General features: G+C 41.9%; 12 protein-coding genes. 10 read left to right on the forward strand and 2 right to left on the reverse strand.

Annotation, left to right across the window (positions count from 1 at the left end; genetic code table 11):
• Window positions 1–74: 74 nt before the first annotated feature.
• Window positions 75–329 (forward strand): helix-turn-helix domain-containing protein, encoded by a 255-nt coding sequence (locus I3B46_RS06305; RefSeq protein ID WP_004922128.1) that lies wholly within the window; start codon window positions 75–77, stop codon window positions 327–329.
• A gap of 269 nt (window positions 330–598) precedes the next feature.
• Here I3B46_RS06305 and I3B46_RS06310 read toward each other — a convergent pair whose 3' ends face one another.
• Together I3B46_RS06310 and I3B46_RS06315 are read right to left on the reverse strand one after the other, a co-directional pair.
• Entirely contained in the window at window positions 599–1591 is a 993-nt protein-coding gene (locus I3B46_RS06310; protein WP_014656441.1) for a hypothetical protein, read from the reverse strand.
• A 318-nt stretch (window positions 1592–1909) separates the two neighbouring features.
• Window positions 1910–2746, reverse strand: coding sequence for a MurR/RpiR family transcriptional regulator (locus I3B46_RS06315; RefSeq protein WP_004922124.1), 837 nt, complete (start codon window positions 2744–2746; stop codon window positions 1910–1912).
• A 286-nt stretch (window positions 2747–3032) separates the two neighbouring features.
• Between I3B46_RS06315 and I3B46_RS06320 the strand changes: the two genes are divergently transcribed.
• From I3B46_RS06320 to iolE, 9 genes are all read left to right on the forward strand, one after another.
• A complete protein-coding gene (locus I3B46_RS06320; protein WP_004922117.1) occupies window positions 3033–4544 on the forward strand; it encodes a CoA-acylating methylmalonate-semialdehyde dehydrogenase in 1512 nt (503 codons plus the stop codon).
• A 12-nt stretch (window positions 4545–4556) separates the two neighbouring features.
• On the forward strand, window positions 4557–6494 hold the full coding sequence (gene iolD / locus I3B46_RS06325) for a 3D-(3,5/4)-trihydroxycyclohexane-1,2-dione acylhydrolase (decyclizing) (RefSeq protein WP_014656440.1): 1938 nt from the start codon (window positions 4557–4559) through the stop codon (window positions 6492–6494).
• A 1043-nt stretch (window positions 6495–7537) separates the two neighbouring features.
• On the forward strand, window positions 7538–8524 hold the full coding sequence (gene iolG / locus I3B46_RS06330; protein ID WP_004922108.1) for an inositol 2-dehydrogenase: 987 nt from the start codon (window positions 7538–7540) through the stop codon (window positions 8522–8524).
• Window positions 8525–8644: 120 nt separating this feature from the next.
• Window positions 8645–10333 (forward strand): solute:sodium symporter family transporter, encoded by a 1689-nt coding sequence (locus I3B46_RS06335; RefSeq protein WP_004922104.1) that lies wholly within the window; start codon window positions 8645–8647, stop codon window positions 10331–10333.
• Between the two features lie 16 nt (window positions 10334–10349).
• The gene (locus tag I3B46_RS06340; RefSeq protein ID WP_104872876.1) at window positions 10350–12221 is read left to right on the forward strand and encodes a DUF294 nucleotidyltransferase-like domain-containing protein; all 1872 of its coding nucleotides are present in this window, start codon (window positions 10350–10352) and stop codon (window positions 12219–12221) included.
• A complete protein-coding gene (locus tag I3B46_RS06345; protein ID WP_004922098.1) occupies window positions 12218–12922 on the forward strand; it encodes a 3'-5' exonuclease in 705 nt (234 codons plus the stop codon). Before I3B46_RS06340 ends, I3B46_RS06345 begins: the two co-directional genes overlap by 4 nt.
• Before the next feature lie 276 nt (window positions 12923–13198).
• The gene (locus tag I3B46_RS06350) at window positions 13199–14332 is read left to right on the forward strand and encodes a Gfo/Idh/MocA family protein (RefSeq protein ID WP_014656438.1); all 1134 of its coding nucleotides are present in this window, start codon (window positions 13199–13201) and stop codon (window positions 14330–14332) included.
• A gap of 20 nt (window positions 14333–14352) precedes the next feature.
• A complete protein-coding gene (locus tag I3B46_RS06355; RefSeq protein WP_036941225.1) occupies window positions 14353–16257 on the forward strand; it encodes a bifunctional 5-dehydro-2-deoxygluconokinase/5-dehydro-2-deoxyphosphogluconate aldolase in 1905 nt (634 codons plus the stop codon).
• Window positions 16258–16289: 32 nt separating this feature from the next.
• On the forward strand, window positions 16290–17183 hold the full coding sequence (iolE, locus tag I3B46_RS06360; protein WP_004922086.1) for a myo-inosose-2 dehydratase: 894 nt from the start codon (window positions 16290–16292) through the stop codon (window positions 17181–17183).
• The last annotated feature ends 60 nt before the right edge of the window (window positions 17184–17243 follow it).

Below are 17243 nucleotides of genomic sequence, written 5' to 3' on the forward strand. Positions count from 1 at the left end.
TTTATGGAAGCAGAATGCTAATTTACGCATCGTCAAAACTAACTTTACTTAATTTATTTTTTTAGGGGGTTATTATGCAAAAAGATAATATTGCAAAACTACTTGGTATCAAAATTCGTAAACAAAGAGAAAGTCATAAAATGACGTTAAAACAAACGGCTAGACTAATTGGCGTTTCTGAAGATGAGATGACTCGCTTTGAAAGTGGTGAAAGCTGTATCGATGTCGATTCTTTATTCCAATTTGCCTGTTTATTTAACTTGGAGCCAACGACGTTTCTGTATGGTGTTGTTAACGTTAACCTAGGTACACGCTGCACCATTCATTAATAGGCGTATGATACACTCAGGGAAGGCTATAAAATATCTTGTAAACACCGTCAACAAAAGCACCAAATATCAACATAGAGAGATACTATGAGAAAGTTAATCGGACCGGAAGGAATGACAGAGTCATTATCTTTTTTGGCTCTATTTCTTCCGGCCTTGATTGTTAATTAAGTAATTATACTGAATAGTTTGATTTTTATTATCAAAAAATAATCAACAAGGTTATTATTGAATACATTATTGATTTGGGTAGATTATAAATTCACTTATCAAATAAACTGATTTAATTCCAATTGATTTAAAATCGATTCAGTTATTTTATTGATATCAATTAATTGTGAGTTTATGACGATTTTGTTTGTTTTATGTGGATTTAAGATGAAATGGTCAAGCTGTTTTATAATCAATGAATTTTCGTTAATTATTGAGAATTGGTTATTAGACATTAGAAAATTCTCAAATTGGAGATCATGATGGCATTGCTTAAGGGATAATTTATCAGAAACATTCCCTGTATTAAAAAACAGTTCTAGCGAGGCTAAAAAGCCATTGCTGTCTTTTAAATTAATCATAAGCACATCACCTTTTTCAATGTGTGAAAATGGACGAGAATATTGAATTGAGAGGGAATCAAATTTAAATTCAGGCAGTAAATTAAGGAGCAGCGATACTTTTTCTGCAATTAATGAACGTAATGTCTCTTTGGAAAGGCAATCCATTTTATCAATTTGACGGTGGGCGGATAAGCGCAATAAACTACTATCACGAGTACTCTTATTTGATAAGATTGATTTCATTTCATCATACTGGTGAGAAAAACGAAGCAGGCTATTTTGGCAGATATTAACATCGTTGTATTTAGCTAATTTGAGTAAATTAACTAACTCATTGGTTCCATAATTTGGAACATTATTGAGTAAAATATTTTTTCCTGAATTAATCGCAGATTGAATAATAAACTTTAATAGCTCTTCACTGCATAGGGATGTCACGATAATTGTATCAACCGCATCATTGTCGATGAGATGCTCGATTTTTCTTTTTTGGCAAATAAAGTATGCAGCTGAAGGTATCGGTGAATCTAACGAACAAACGGAGTTGAGTTGACAATGATGTTGGCTATGCAATATCGCTTCTGTGTACCATGTATTGTGCGTGGGGGAGCCTATGAGGCCAATACCTGTCTTATTTAACGAGACAAGCGCATGCTGCTCTTCAAGTAAGCGAAGGTGGCCAAACAAATAGAGAAAATGTGTATTCATTACCAAGCTCCTCACCGAAAGGTTAGTTTCAGGTGTTTACATAATCTCAACATAACAGTGTGAAATAATAATTTCATTATTATTTTTATTGAAATTCGTGTTTTCTGATGAGTCTCACAATTTTTAAAGACACTGGTAATAGGCTTAGATTTCATCCATGAGTGGTGATTAATAGCATCAAGAAACGAGGTACAGGTTAGTGAGTTTGGAGATTGCCGAAATTGAGGAATATTGAAAGGGAAGGGGAATCGATACCGCTTTGTAATGTTCCGGGCTAAGTCACAACGGAGGTATTTGTGTCCAAAGCCCGTCTTAAGATTAAACTAGCTTACTGCCTTGGCGATACGCCAGTGCAACAGTGAGTGATTGCGCAAGACACAAGGTTGCTGACTGGGAACGGAAGGCATCAACTTGGGCTTCTTTGATCACAAAACAGACATCACTAAAACTAGCGAGTGGGCTGATTTGGCTATCTGTGATAACAATCTGCTTTGCGCCAGTTTGGGCGGCTTTTTCGCTCACCATAATGGTTTCTTCTGCATAAGGTGTGAAACTAATAGAAACCACAACATCTTTTTCGTTAATTCGGTTGATTTGCTCTTTGAACATACCACCAAGGCCATCGATCAATTGTGGACGGCACTCTAAGTGGCTAAGGGCATAGCTAAGATAGGTTGCAACGCTGAACGAACGACGTAACCCAATGATATAGACATTTTCTGCTTCGGCTAATAGGGTGACGGCTTTTTCAAGATCTTCAGCGGGGGTTCTCGCTGCCATTTGTTGTAGCGCTTGCGCATTTGAGTGAGCAAACTCTTTTAAAATCTGAGCAGGATCATCACTCAGTTCTTGGTCGCTATCCATTTCACGAAATAAACGGGCGCGATCGGTGTAACTTGCCGTTTCTTCCACTAAATTCATACGAAATAACTGTTTCATTTCGTTAAATCCGCTGAAATTAAAGGCATTAGCGAAACGGATTAAGGTAGATGGTGGAACATTGGCTTCCTTAGCGATGACAGCAACTGTATCAAAAGCCACACTATTTGTGTTATCTAAAACATATCGTGCTACTTGCTGTAGCCGTTTACTTAGTTCATCGTAACGGGAACGAACTTGCTCCTGAAACTCATTTAAATTCGATGCAGTTGACATAAAACCTCCGTGACTAGGCTATTGATTGTAGTTATTTTCAGCCGTTAGTCGAATTTTTTTGAAAAACTAATCCAACTAAATGGAATAATCAATTCATATTGCTTTTTATCTGAGGGCTGATTAAAACGATTTTTGAAACCAGTGTCTTTATCTTCAATCGACAATTTCATAAAAACTCAGTCTGGATCACATAAATTGAATGTTATTTCAGTTTTAGTTGAAAATGAAATGAATATTTCATATATCTTTAGCAACAAGGTAACTCTATCAGCTAAAGAGAGGCAACATGCAACAGATTCAGAATTTCATTGGCGGTGAACTTGTATCCAGCCAAAGTGGGCGTTTTGCACCCGTATATAACCCTGCAACCGGTGAACAAACAGCTCAAGTTGTGTTGAGCAGTGCTGCTGAAACTAAACAGGCAATAGAGGTTGCCCATAAAGCCTTCCCTAAGTGGTCAAAACTGTCTCCACTAAAACGTGCGCGTATCCTATTTAAATTTAAAGCGCTGCTTGAAGAGAATATGGATGATTTGGCGCGTTTAATCTCGAAAGAGCACGGTAAAGTATTTTCAGATGCTGTCGGTGAATTAACTCGCGGTCTGGAAGTCGTTGAATTTGCTTGTGGCATTCCACATTTACAGAAAGGTGAACATTCCGCCAATGTGGCAACCGGTGTTGATAGCCACTCCTTAATGCAGCCGTTGGGGGTATGTGCTGGCATTACGCCATTTAACTTCCCTGCGATGGTGCCTATGTGGATGTTCCCAGTCGCATTGGCAACGGGCAACACCTTTGTCCTAAAACCGTCGGAAAAAGATCCATCACTCGCTATTGAATTAGCAAAACTATTAAAAGAAGCGGGTTTACCCGATGGTGTTTTTAACGTTGTTCAAGGCGACAAAGAGTCCGTTGATGTATTGCTTCGTGCACCTGAAGTTCAGGCGGTCAGTTTCGTGGGTTCAACACCAATCGCAGAATACATTTACACAACAGCCTCAGAGCATGGCAAACGTTGCCAAGCACTAGGTGGTGCAAAAAACCACTGTATCCTAATGCCTGACGCAGATATGAACCTAGCGACAAATGCGATTATGGGGGCGGCGTTTGGTGCGGCTGGCGAGCGTTGTATGGCATTATCCGTCGTGCTTGCTGTTGGTGATGAGACCGCAGATACACTGATTGCAAACTTGAAACAGCAAATCGCTAAAATGACCGTAGGTCCGGGTATCGTTGATGGTAAAGAAAATGATATGGGGCCTGTGATTTCAGCACAGCATAAAGCAAAAATTTGTGACTATATCACCAGCGGTGAAAAACAAGGTGCTAGCCTGTTAGTTGATGGACGTGATTTCAAAGTGGCAGGTTTTGAAAATGGCTACTTTGTAGGGCCCACTCTGTTTGATAATGTCACTCCAGACATGGACATCTATAAAGATGAAATTTTTGGTCCAGTACTCGCCATTGTGCGTGTTCCAGATTTTGAAACAGGTCTGAAACTGATCAATCAACATGAGTATGGCAACGGTACGGCTATCTTTACTCGTGATGGTGAAACGGCTCGTGAATTCCAAGAGAATGTGATGGCGGGGATGGTGGGTATTAACATACCAATTCCAGTTCCGATGGCTTTCCACAGTTTTGGTGGCTGGAAACGTTCTATCTTTGGACCGCTGAATGTTCATGGAAATGATGGCGTACGTTTCTATACACGCATGAAAACGGTTACCAGCCGTTGGCCTGCAAGTGTCCGTCTGGAACATCATGAAAGCAGTTTCACAATGCCAACTATGGAATAAATGGAGCCCCATATGAATAAGCAGACAATGACCACAGCTCAGGCATTAGTTAAGTTTCTTAACCAACAATATGTTGAGGTTGATGGCGAGCAGTATCCGTTTATTCAGGGAGTATTTACCATCTTCGGCCATGGTAACGTAGTAGGTTTAGGGCAGGCGCTAGAAGAAGCGCCTGGGCACCTGCAAGTTTATCAAGGATGCAATGAACAAGGGATGGCGCATATTGCTACAGGGTTTGCGAAACAGAAAAAACGCAAGCAAATTTGTGCAGTGACATCCTCTGTTGGGCCGGGGGCAGCAAATATGGTGACGGCGGCTGCGACAGCGACCGCGAATCGCATCCCTCTTTTATTGCTGCCAGGTGATACTTTCGCAACACGTCAGCCTGATCCAGTATTACAGCAAGTTGAGCAATATGGTGATGGCACGATCAGTACGAATGATTGTTTCCGGCCTGTTTCGCGTTATTGGGATCGGGTATCTCGTCCAGAGCAATTGATGTCAGCGATGATCAATGCCATGCGTGTCTTAACCGACCCGGCAGATACGGGAGCGGTAACAATCTGCTTACCACAAGATGTTCAAGGTGAAGCTTGGGATTATCCGGACTATTTCTTTGCTAAACGTGTTCATCGCATTGAACGTCGTCCAGCGACAACCGTGAGTTTAGAAGAAGCGGTCAGTTTAATTCGTAGCAAGAAAAAGCCACTGTTAGTCTGTGGTGGTGGAGTGCGTTATTCCGAAGCGCATGATGCCTTCCGTACTTTCGCGGAGCACTATGCAATCCCATTTGGCGAAACTCAAGCAGGTAAAAGTGCCATTGTGGCAAGCCACCCTTTAAATGTGGGGGGGATTGGTACAACAGGCGGCCTAGCCGCGAACCTACTAGCAAAAGAAGCCGATTTAGTGATTGGTGTGGGAACACGTTTCACTGACTTTACTACCGCATCAAAGTCGCTGTTTAGTCACCCTGATGTACAGTTTTTGAATATTAACGTTGCTGAGTTTGATGCCTATAAGCTCGATGCCTTAAAAATTATTGCAGATGCAAAAGAAGGGCTAACGGCACTGGATGCTTTATTACAAGGTACTGGCTATCAAGCACAGTGGGGTGAGCGTATTCAACAAGCTAAGCAACAGTGGCAATCTGAGTTAGATAGATTATTCTCGATTCAATATAGCCCATTGAATTTTGTGCCAGAAATAGCGGGTCACCTTGATGATAAATTAGAGGAGTATCGTGAAGCGCTTGGTACCGAGTTGGCACAGACTCGCGTCTTGGGGCTAATGCAGCGCCATATGGAAGATGATGCCATCGTTGTTGGTGCAGCAGGGTCATTGCCGGGAGACTTACAGCGTATTTGGTTACCTAAGCATCCTGATACTTATCATTTGGAATATGGTTATTCATGTATGGGGTATGAAATTGCTGCTGCCATTGGCGCAAAAATAGCAGCCCCGGAACAACCTGTTTATGCGATGGTCGGTGATGGCTCCTATTTGATGCTACACAGTGAGTTACAAACGGCTATCCAAGAAAACGTGAAGATCACCATTCTTTTATTCGATAACGCAGGTTTTGGTTGTATTAATAACCTGCAAATGAGTCAAGGCATGGGGAGTTTCGGAACGGAAAACCGTCATCGTAACCCACAAACAGGGCAAATGGATGGTCCATTAGTTAAAGTTGATTTTGCTAAAAATGCCGAAAGTTATGGGTGTAAGAGTTATCGCGTACATGATGAAGCTCAATTGATCGCCGCAATTGAGGATGCTAAATCGCATTCAGGTTGTGTATTAATTGATATCAAAGTACTCCCTAAAACGATGACTAACGGTTATGAAGCGTGGTGGCGTACCGGAACAGCGCAGGTCGCGAAGAAACCGGAAGTGGTTGCCGCAGCAGACAAAATCAAAGACATGGTTGCTAACCGAGTACGGCAGTACTAAATCATTACTCTGTAGGGAGGGTAATGGGCTAAATGCTTTAGCCATCTCTTTGCATCGCTCAAAATAAGTTGAAATATGCTTGTTTAATAAGGGGAAATAATCCGCCTTAGCCAATCGGCACATTGAAATATTGAGAGCGGTGATGAGCTCTAATCAGACAAGATCAGGTTATTTATCGGGAAGTTTGCATGGATGCAGTGGTTGTTATTTGACGATTAAAGTGGTTGACGTCATTAGGTTATTTCTTTTTACCCAGCGAAAGCTGGGTTTTTTGTTTATCCATTTTGGGCATTGAAGGTTAAAAGCGATTTAATAAAATGATGAGCGTCGGCAAAGACTAAGTGAGATTGATGAAAAAAATACCATCAATCAGCGAAGAAGAGACACCTCAATGTTTCTCTAATAGGGCTGGGCATTGTCGAAGATTGTCGGGAAAGCAATATGATTTAGGTTGATGTATCACGGCAAGTGTTAACTCGTTTTACCGAGTGCGAAAAAAAACGCATTTTGGTGAAGGTATGAAGTACTCGTTGGTGAAATGGCAACAACAATTCAAAGTCGAAAAGTCGTTTTTTTGGCATAAAGTGGCGTAACTCCTTTCACTTCACATCTTAAAGCTGTTCCTTTGATCGTTGGTCGTTCAGTTCGCTGGGAGCTTATCTTGTGCCATATTTATGGTTTTAGCGGGGGAACTCACGTCGACTCTTTCATTTTATCAGGAAAAAGGCAGTCAAAATAAAAGGAGTCGCTGTGACGAAATGATAATTAATGAAATGAATATTCTAAAATATCCGTTAAGTTGAATATCTCCCGTTATTAACCTTACTCTAATTGTGACTATCGGCATGCTCTAAAGGCTAATTGATTGAGTTTACATTGTTATTTTGTGATCAGAATAACACTAAAAATCCACTTTATTATAGCAATTGTTATCTAGTCCTCAAAAACATAATTTTCAATTAATTATAAATTGAAATGAATGTTTTATTTGTTATATTTCATCATATCCTAATAGTGGATTTATCGCCTCAAGGAGCATTTCAATGTTCAATATAGCACTATTTGGCGCAGGACGTATCGGGCAGGTTCATGCTGTCAATATTGCCGGCCACAAAGAAACTACACTTTACTCTGTGATTGACCCTTACCAACCTAATGCACAAGCATTGGCTGAGAAGTACCAAGCGAAAGTTCAATCTACAGAAGAAGCGATGCAGGACCCAAATGTTCATGGCGTTCTGATTGCTTCTGCAACGGATACTCACGCAGATTTAATTGAACTTGCTGCAAAAAATAAGAAAGTGATTTTTTGTGAAAAGCCGGTGCACTTAGATCTTGAGCGTGTTAAAGCGTGCTTAAAAAGCGTTAAAGAGCACAATGTACCTCTCTTTATTGGCTTCAACCGCCGCTATGACCCACAATTTCGCCACCTGAAAAATTTATTCGAACAAGGCGCAATTGGTAAAGCTGAATCTTTAATTATTACATCACGGGATCCATCACCTCCACCAGCGGAATACGTTAAGGTTTCCGGTGGTATGTTCAGAGATATGACAATTCATGACTTTGATATGGCTCGCTTTATGATTGGCGAAAACCCATGCTCAGTCTATGCACAAGGTAGCAATGTCGTTGATCCTGCAATAGGGCAAGCAGGGGATATTGATACCGCGTTTATTATTTTGAAATTTCCATCAGGAGCCATGGCAACCATCTCTAATAGCCGTCGTTCAGGTTATGGCTATGACCAACGTATCGAATTACATGGTGAAAAAGGGTTGTTAACAGCAGGGAATATCAAAGAAAACAGCGTTGAGTTTTTAAGTGACGTTGGTTGCTTATCCGCAAAACCTGAATTCTTCTTTTTGCAGCGTTACCACGAAGCGTATAAAGCAGAATGGGAGCATTTTGTCGATATCCTTGCAGGCCGTGCTGAATCAGAGACAACAGGTACAGATGGTGAATTGGCGCTTTACTTAGCAGACAAAGCCCTAGAATCACTAAAAACAGGCAAAGAAATTCAACTTTAGTTTTAAATACCTCTTGTTTACCGATTACTAAATAAAAAGCGGGAAATGCCATTCCCGCTTTATCAGTCACCTGACATAAATTTATGCGCTAATTATAAATAGAAAGGCTTGGGGGTACTAATGCTGGCTCTACTTTCATTTATCGGCTTTACCTTATTGGTTGCTGGGATTGCTTATTATAAAACCCGAAATGCACATTTGACCTCGTCTGCCGAGGGCTATTTTTTGGGTGGCCGTTCCATGACTGGCCTGTATATCGGTGGCTCTATGCTACTGATGAATTTATCTACTGAACACCTTGTGGGACTAAATGGTTTATCTTTCCGAACCGGTTTTATTGTAATGGCTTGGGAAGTTATGGCGGCATTAACCATTGTGTTATTCGCTATTTATTTTTTACCGAAATATCTTAAATTAGGTATTTCGACTATTCCGGAATATTTAGAGCGCCGTTTTGATAAAAACACCTTATTAATTACCTCTATTTTATTCCTCGCAATGTATGTGATTTCATTGCTACCTATTGTGTTATATACGGGAGCTATTGCTCTTGAAAGCTTATTCCAAGTTTCACATGTTTTTAATGTTGATAAAACAACCGCCCTGTGGATTATGGTATGGGGAGTTGGTGGTTTAGGCGCTATTTACGCCATTTTTGGTGGTATTAAGGCGATCGCGATTGCAGATACTGTGAACGGCGCAGGTTTGATTATTGGCGGTCTATTAGTGACAATATTTGCCCTGATTTATGTGGGAGATGGCAACGCTTGGGCTGGATTAACTGAAGTCTATCAATCACATCCAGAGAAATTTAACTCCATTGGTGATGAAGATTCACTCGTACCATTCTCGACTCTATTTACAGGGTTAATTGTTTCAAATATGTTTTTCTGGTGTACTAACCAGTCAATTGTCCAAAAATCATTGGGCGCTAAAAACTTAGCGGAAGGGCAAAAAGGGGTGATGCTCTGCGCGTTCTTTAAGTTGATCATCCCATCAATCATTATTTTACCGGGTATTATTGCATTCCATATTCTTAATGGCGAAATTGATAATCCAGATAACGCTTATCCCGTCTTAGTACACATGGTTCTACCTGAATTCTTAGTTGGATTCTTTGCCGCGGTGGTGGTTGGTGCAGTTTTCTCAACATTTAGTGGTGGTTTGAACTCTTCGGTCACTTTATTTACGGTTAATATTTATAAAGATCGTATCAATAAGAATGCGACAGAAGCTCAGACGGTTAAAGTCGGTAAATATTTGGGGATCGCTTTAGCGCTGGCAACCATGATTATAGCTCCTTTGGTTGCTAATGCTCCTGATGGCCTATTCTATTTAATTCAACAATTACAAGGTATCTTTAACGCACCTATTTTAAGTGTGGTGTTAGTTGGTTTGATGACTAAGCGTGTTCCTGCCATTGCTGCAAAATTAGGTTTATTGTTTGGTATGTCTGCTTACATCATTTGTAACTTTATTTTGGATCTAGATATCCACTTCTTCCATTTAGTGGGCATTTTGTTTGTCGCAAATATCCTCTTTATGCTGACTATTGGTTACTTCTTCCCGGGTAAACCTTATGAAGATGTTTATACTGAACAGGTTGATATCTCACCATGGCGTTTTGCGACTCCTGTTGCTTGCTTGATTGTACTAGGCGCTATCTCAATGTATGTCTATTTGGCTCAAGGTGCACCAAGCTATGTCATGATTGGTTACTATATTTTTGCCGCTATCCTTTTAACCTTTATTATTTATAAATTCTCAAAGGCGTGGTTAGTGGGTAAAACTCAGTCGGTTAATGCATAAAGGAGAGTGACGTATTATGGAGCCATCACTTATCCCGATGGTTAAGCAGTTTATCTCACAGCGTGACCCATTTGATCGCTTAGATGATATGCAGCTAGACCAATTAGTAAATAGCGTTGAAATTAGCTATTTGACTCAACGGGAAGTGTTGAAGCCGCACCAAATTGCTGGTCAAGGTTTATATCTGGTAAGAACGGGAGCGGTGGAACAACGTTATGAGGATGGCTCCTTAAGAGCAAGGCTGGGGTCTGGGGATGTTTTTGGGTTCAGTGTGTTAAACAAAACCCCAGAATCCCCCGGTGAATACCAAGTGATCGCTATAGAAAACACATTGCTTTATTGCATCCCTCGCGACTCGTTGTTGTTAGCGATGGAACAAAACCAAGCGGTTCGCCATCATTTTGCTTGTGAGGAAGGGCAGCGATTAGCATCACGGCCCAAAATCGATAACCTCACAGAAGATAGCCTGTTGTACTTAAATCCAGTCTCCTCCATTGAAAATGGCAATATCGTCGTGATTACACCCGGCACAAGTGTTCAAGATGCAGCTCAAGAGATGGTGCGAAAGCACCGTTCATCGGCATTAGTCATGGATGGGGAGACATTACTCGGGATCATTACCGATCGTGATCTGACGAAGCGGGTTGTGGCTTTAGGGCTGGATATTAAAACCCCCGTCAGCAAAGTGATGACTGAAAACCCAATCACCATTGCAGCCAATGCTCCTATCATTAATGCCATTGAATTGATGATGCAGCATAACATTCGTAGCTTGCCAGTGATGACAAACCACCGTATCACTGGTGTTTTAACTGCAACGAGCTTAGTGCAGAAAAACAGCATGCAAGCGGTGTATTTGATTAGCCGCATCTATCGCCAAGAGAGCCTTGCTGAATTAAAAATGCTTGGGGTACAAAGGCAAGCCGTGTTTGAGTCTTTGATTGAATCCGGTGTTCAATCACACACTATTCAATTAATGATGACATTAATTGCTGATGCATTTAATAAGCAATTGTTAAGGCTGGCGGAACGAGAGCTAGGAGAGCCTCCCTGTGACTATTGCTGGTTTGCCGCAGGTTCACAGGCACGACAAGAGATGCATTATCTTTCAGACCAAGACAATGGGATCATTTTAGCGCGTGAAGTGACTAAGGAGGAGGAGGGCTGGTTTAGGCAATTGGCAGAGTATGTCTGCTATGGTTTAGACGAGTGTGGCTATTCTCTCTGTCCTGGGCATATTATGGCGACCAATCCCAAGTGGTGTAAGCCGTTAACACAGTGGCAGACCTATTATCAACAGTGGCTCAAAGAGCCTGAGCAACAGGCCTTATTAAACATTTCAGTTTTTTTAGATATTCGGTTTCTTTATGGTAGCCAAGTGCTGTTTAACTCATTGGTGCGTTCAGCAGAATCACATTTAAAAGGAAGTAAGCGGTTACTTTCAATGTTGGTCGCTAATTCAACGCGCATAAATCCACCTTTAGGTATGTTTAGGCAGTTTGTGTTGGTTAAAAATGGCGAAAACCACAGTGTCTTTAATATTAAAAAGCAAGCCGTTAATTTATTAGTGGAGCTTGCACGAGTTTACGCATTAGAAGCTGGTATTTTTACGCCATCAACCTTGACTCGGTTTGAAGTGGCGCGTGATTCAGGCATTATCAGTGCAGCGTCTTGCCAAGAGTTAACAGAAGCTTATTTGTTTATTAATCAGGTGCGATTTGGCTGCCAGCGCAGGGCATTGTTAGCCGGAGATGCGTTATCGAATTTAATTGTGCCTCAGCGGCTCACGCAATTTGAACGAAATCATTTGAAAGATGCGTTTCGTATTATAGCTCGCACGCAAGAAGCGGCGGAACAACGTTATCATGCTAAAGGTGTGATGAAATGATAGGTTCAATGCTGTGTTACCACCAGCCATTGGCGCGTTTAGCACGTCGCCGTGCGAAATTATTGCGTTCACCCCAACTACCGAAGCTATTGCAGGCAGCCTTACAATCACCGATACCGAGCGAGGATAGTTTATTAAAAACCCAACAAATTCTGTCGATTGATTTAGAAACTACAGGGTTAGATCCTGAAAAAGATAGAATTTTAAGTATTGGGATGGTGACCATTGCAGATAGCAAAATCCTACTCAAAAGCGCCCAACACTATTATGTGAATGATAACGAACCGGTGAAAGCAGAAACGGCGGTGATTAACCACATTACGCCGGAACAGCTCAGCGATGGGGTATCGTTGCCTCACGCCATTGCATCATTTTTACATGAAGCAAAAGGTAAGTGTATTTTGGCGCACGGCAGTGCGATAGAACATGCTTTTCTTTCTAAGGCATTGAATATCAAAGAACTCCCTTTGCTCTGGTTTGATACGCTTAACATTGAAAAAACGTTACTAAGCCATAAGAATATTAATCGTAATGACTTTAGTCTGTCAGCCTTAAGAAGCCGTTATCAGCTACCCGATTATGATGCCCACAATGCGCTCTCTGATGCTATTGCTACAGCAGAACTCTTTTTAGCGCAATCTAAAGTGATTTACCCTTCCCAACATCCTGTTATTAAACAGCTCTATAAGCGCTCACAATAGTATTTATAATGATTTTTTGAAATTTTCATTTCATTTTTAATCCTTTTTTATTTCATTCGTGAGATCAGATATAAAGAATATTATTTTTATTTCTTTATATATTAACTAATTACACAAAAAATTAAGGCTAGATCACATAATGAAATTAATATTTCTCGTTTTGTTGAAAATGAAATAAATATTCCGTATAAAGTCAGTATCAAATAAAAACATCAGGCACAGACATCGGGCTAGCTTGCGCTACACATGATGAGTTGCACGAAGGGAGAATACAGAATGAAAGAAATCCGCATTGGTCTGATTGGTACTGGCTATATTGGTCGTGCTCACGCAATAGCTTATGCGCAAGCGCCGACTGTTTTCCCATTAAAAGGCAAATTGGTTCGCGAAATGATCGCGGAAGTCACGCCTGAATTAGCCGAAGCACGTGCTAAAGAGTTGGGCTTTAATCGCTCAACGGATGATTGGCGAAAATTAGTTGCGGACCCAAACATTGATGTGGTCGATATTTGTTCACCAAACTTTTTGCACAAAGAGATGGCGATGGAAGCAATTAAGCATGGCAAACATGTTTATTGCGAAAAACCATTAGCCCTCAACTCTGACGATGCGAAAGAGATGGTGGCTGCCGCTGAGAAAGCTGGTGTGAAAACCTTAGTGGGTTTTAATTACATGAAAAACCCAACGGCACAATTGGCAAAAGAGATCATCGCTAATGGTGAGATTGGAGAAGTTATTCATTTCTACGGCACTCATAATGAAGATTATATGGCAGATCCTAATGCACCAATCCATTGGCACTGCTTTAAAGAAAAAGCCGGTTTAGGTGCTCTAGGTGATTTGTCAGCCCATATTGTCAACATGGCGCAATTCTTAGTCGGTGATATTGAAACGGTATGCGGTGATATGGAAATTGTCATCAAGCAGCGTCCAGAAAAGGCCGGCTCGTCAGTGATGGTCGATGTAGAAAACGAAGATCAGGCCCATGCCATGGTACGTTTTGCGAGTGGAGCGATGGGTGTTATCGAAACTTCACGGATCGCGGCAGGGCGTAAAATGGGGTTAACCTATGTGGTTACGGGTACTAAAGGGACTTTATCCTTCACCCAAGAGAGAATGGCTGAGCTAAAACTATACCGCCATGATGAGCCTTCCAATCGCCAAGGTTTTAAAACAATTTTAGTTGGTCCAGAGCATCCTGACTATGCACCTTTCTGTAATGGCGCAGGGCATGGTATTGGGTTTAATGACCAAAAAACAGTTGAAGTCCGCGATTTAATTGATGGTGTCGCGACCGGTGAAAATATGTGGCCTGATTTTGAAGAGGGCTGGAAAGTGTCGCGTATTCTCGATGCTATCGCACGTTCTTATGAAGAACAGCGTTGGGTTAAAGTCACTGAAATCAATTAATTCTGTTCAAGGGGTAATTAATGGATAAGCAGAAGAAGTTAGATGTTATCTGCATGGGCCGTATCGCCGTTGACCTTTACGGACAGCAGATAGGTGCACGCTTAGAAGATATGAGTAGCTTTGCTAAGTATCTCGGAGGATCTTCAGGGAACGTTGCGTACGGAACAGCAGTACAAGGCTTGAAGTCATCAATGTTGGCGCGTGTTGGTGATGAGCACATGGGACGTTTTATCCGTGAAGAATTACAGCGGGTAGGTTGTGATACTAGCCATCTAATTACGGATAAAGAGCGATTAACTGGGTTAGTGATCTTGGGGATCAAAGATGAAGATACTTTCCCTCTGATCTTCTACCGTGAAAACTGTGCAGATATGGCTATCACGCCAGATGACTTTAGTGAAGAGTACATTGCATCGGCACGTTGTCTGGCGATTACAGGCACCCATTTATCACACCCTAAAACCCGAGCAGCAGTGTTAAAAGCCCTAGAATACGCGAAACGCAACGGGGTGAAAACGGCGATTGATATCGATTACCGTCCAGTACTTTGGGGACTCACTTCATTAGGGGATGGTGAAACCCGCTTTATTGAATCGGACAAAGTGACAGAACAACTGCAAGAGGTTTTATCGTTATTTGATCTGATTGTCGGAACAGAAGAAGAGTTCCATATTGCAGGTGGCTCTACCGACACCATTCAAGCACTAAAAAATATTCGTCAATTGACCGGCGCTGAACTGGTGTGTAAACGAGGTGCACTTGGATGCTCAGTATTTACTGATGCAATCCCAGACACCTTGGATGAAGGTATTACTGTCAAAGGGGTACGGGTTGAAGTCCTGAATGTATTGGGAGCAGGTGACGCCTTTATGTCGGGCTTACTTCGCGGTTATCTCAATGGAGAAGGTTGGGAAAAAGCTTGTACTTATGCCAATGCGTGTGGCGCGCTGGTGGTTTCTCGTCATGGCTGTGCACCAGCGATGCCAAGTCAGCTTGAGTTAGATAACTATCTTGAGCGTGCGGCGGTTGTACCGCGCCCTGACTTAGATCCGATGTTAAATCACTTACATCGTGTTACGACTCGTGCAACACAGTGGGAAGAGCTGTGTGTCATGGCTTTTGATCATCGAATTCAGTTCGTTGATATGGCTCGCGCGGCGGGAGCTGATGTTTCATGTATTCCTTATCTGAAAAAATTGATTTTCCGTGCCAGCCGTGAAGTCGCGGAGGAAGCAAACTTACAAGGTAAAGCGGGGCTACTGTGTGACAGTACATTTGGTCAAGACGTGCTAAATGATGTGACGGGACGTGGTTGGTGGATTGGGCGTCCAATTGAACTACCGGCTTCAAGACCACTGTGTTTAGAGCACGGTAATATTGGCTCACAGCTAGTCAGTTGGCCAAAAGAGCATATTGTGAAGTGCTTAGTTTTCTTCCACCCAGAAGATAACCATCCACTACGCCTTGAGCAGGAAAAAACGGTACAAGAGGTCTATAGCGCTTGTTGCCAATCCGGCCATGAACTACTGCTTGAAGTTATTCTACCGGCTGATATGGAACGTAATGACGAACTATACCTCAGAGCCATCAAACGCTTCTATAACCTTGGTATCAAGCCAGATTGGTGGAAACTGCCGCCATTGAAAGCCGAGAATTGGGATGAAGTGGATAGATTGATCCAAGAGCGAGACCCTTACTGCCGTGGTGTCGTGTTACTGGGTCTTGATGCGCCACAATCAGAGCTAGAAGCGGGTTTCAATGCTGCTGCTGGGAAATCGATTGTAAAAGGGTTTGCAGTAGGTCGCACCTTATTTGGTAAACCTTCTCTCGCATGGATGAAAGGTGAACTGGATGATGACGCGTTAGTGCAGACCATTAAATCTAATTATCACAACCTGATCGCCTTATGGCGTCAGCGTAAATAATTTTACTCTTACCTATACACAGGAGCTTCATCATGGCAATCCAACTCGGAATTAACCCTTTGACATGGACCAATGATGATTTACCAACATTGGGCGCAGAAACGCCTTTAGAAACATGTTTAACTGAAGGTCGTCAGGCGGGGTTTGCCGGTTTTGAATTAGGCAATAAATTTCCACGTAAAGCCGAAATTTTAGGGCCAATTTTAGAAAAGCATGATCTTAAATTAGTTTCAGGTTGGTATTCAGGCGAACTACTGACTCGCAGCGTAGAAGAAGAAATTGAAGCAGTGCAAGGCCACTTAGCGTTATTACGCGATTTGGGTGCAAAAGTGATGGTGTTCGCGGAAGTCACTCACTGTATTCATGGCGACCAAGACAAACCTGTCCATATGCGTCCTTTGTTCCCTGCGGATAAATGGGAAGAATACGGTAAAAAATTAACCGAATTCGCTAAATATACCTTATCTCAAGGCGTACAAATCGCGTATCACCATCATATGGGAACCGTGATCGAATCAGCGGAAGATGTTGATAACCTGATGAAACACACCGGTGATGAAGTTGGTTTACTGCTTGATACAGGCCACTTAACGTTTGCCGGAGCAGATCCTGTCGAGGTTGCGAAACGTTGGGCTAAACGCATCAACCACGTTCACTGTAAAGATATTCGCCCTGATGTGCTAAAAGACGTGAAAAACCGTAAAACCAGCTTCTTAAATGCTGTTTTAGCGGGTGTCTTTACGGTTCCTGGTGATGGTTGTGTTGATTATCCAGCGGTATTTAAAGTATTGAAAAATAGCCAGTATGAAAATGGCTGGTTAGTGGTTGAAGCGGAGCAAGATCCTGCCATCGCTCATCCGCTGACTTATGCGACAATGGGCTATAAGAATCTGCATAAATTCGCGAAAGATGCAGGTCTTATCTAAATGACCATGGATAGCAAATCTCAATTATTTGAGTTGCTAATAATTGAAGAGTGAAGTTAG

Source organism: Providencia sp. 2.29 (assembly GCF_015832305.1).
In the GTDB taxonomy this organism is placed as follows: Bacteria; Pseudomonadota; Gammaproteobacteria; order Enterobacterales; family Enterobacteriaceae; genus Providencia; species Providencia stuartii.

Coding starts and splice junctions, on each gene's coding strand:
- I3B46_RS06340 (WP_104872876.1), top strand. CDS start 10,350: ATGGAGCCATCACTTATCCCGATGGTTAAGCAGTTTATCTCACAGCGT.
- I3B46_RS06335 (WP_004922104.1), top strand. CDS start 8,645: ATGCTGGCTCTACTTTCATTTATCGGCTTTACCTTATTGGTTGCTGGG.
- I3B46_RS06315 (WP_004922124.1), bottom strand. CDS start 2,746: ATGTCAACTGCATCGAATTTAAATGAGTTTCAGGAGCAAGTTCGTTCC.
- I3B46_RS06310 (WP_014656441.1), bottom strand. CDS start 1,591: ATGAATACACATTTTCTCTATTTGTTTGGCCACCTTCGCTTACTTGAA.
- I3B46_RS06305 (WP_004922128.1), top strand. CDS start 75: ATGCAAAAAGATAATATTGCAAAACTACTTGGTATCAAAATTCGTAAA.
- I3B46_RS06355 (WP_036941225.1), top strand. CDS start 14,353: ATGGATAAGCAGAAGAAGTTAGATGTTATCTGCATGGGCCGTATCGCC.
- iolE (WP_004922086.1), top strand. CDS start 16,290: ATGGCAATCCAACTCGGAATTAACCCTTTGACATGGACCAATGATGAT.
- I3B46_RS06350 (WP_014656438.1), top strand. CDS start 13,199: ATGAAAGAAATCCGCATTGGTCTGATTGGTACTGGCTATATTGGTCGT.
- I3B46_RS06345 (WP_004922098.1), top strand. CDS start 12,218: ATGATAGGTTCAATGCTGTGTTACCACCAGCCATTGGCGCGTTTAGCA.
- I3B46_RS06320 (WP_004922117.1), top strand. CDS start 3,033: ATGCAACAGATTCAGAATTTCATTGGCGGTGAACTTGTATCCAGCCAA.
- iolG (WP_004922108.1), top strand. CDS start 7,538: ATGTTCAATATAGCACTATTTGGCGCAGGACGTATCGGGCAGGTTCAT.
- iolD (WP_014656440.1), top strand. CDS start 4,557: ATGAATAAGCAGACAATGACCACAGCTCAGGCATTAGTTAAGTTTCTT.